At 43.9% G+C, this 660-nt stretch carries 1 protein-coding gene; it reads right to left on the bottom strand.

What is annotated here, in order from left to right:
* Positions 1 to 660 (bottom strand): toxin Cry1Ac domain D-VI-related protein (locus tag PROCOU_RS17955; RefSeq protein WP_244266353.1); only part of this gene is annotated, 660 nt, incomplete at both ends.

The following is a 660-nucleotide window of genomic DNA, read 5'->3' on the forward strand; positions in this document are numbered from 1 at the left end:
ATCTACTGCTTTTTTGTGCATCCAACAATTCTTGCGCGCGGTTCAGTTTGTTTTGTAAATCTGTCTTCACGGCGCTTGGTAACAGCAGGTCTATTTGCGCTTGCGCTGTGTCGATCGTTGCTTGGGTAGTTGTCGCTTTAATCGCATCGGTTGCTGGATTATTATTTTGATACAACTGGTTCACTAAGAAACCAGCAATCAGTTGTTGTTCCTTATCCGCTGCTTCGGCTTCCTTCTTCACATCGAATTCTGCTTGCGCTTTATCAATATGAGCTTGCAGCTCTGCTTTCTTCGCTGAATCTGTAACTTTATCCACTTTCGCTTGCGCCGCATCAATGTCCGCTTGCGTCACGGTTTCTTTTATCTTGTTCGCTGGATTATTCCCTTCAAACAACTCATTCACAGCTACATCTACTGCTTTTTGTGCATCCAACAATTCTTGGGCACGGTTCAATTTGTTTTGTAAATCCGTCTTCACGGCGCTTGGTAACAGCAGGTCTATTTGTGCTTGCGCTGTGTCGATCGTTGCTTGGGTAGTTGTCGCTTTGATCGCATCGGTTGCTGGATTATTATCTTGATACAACTGATTCACTAAGAAACCAGCAATAGCTTGTTGTCCTTTATCCGTTGCTTCGGTTTCCTTTTTTCGCATCGAATTCT

This window comes from Listeria rocourtiae FSL F6-920, assembly GCF_000525975.1.
Classification (GTDB): Bacteria; Bacillota; Bacilli; order Lactobacillales; family Listeriaceae; genus Listeria_A; species Listeria_A rocourtiae.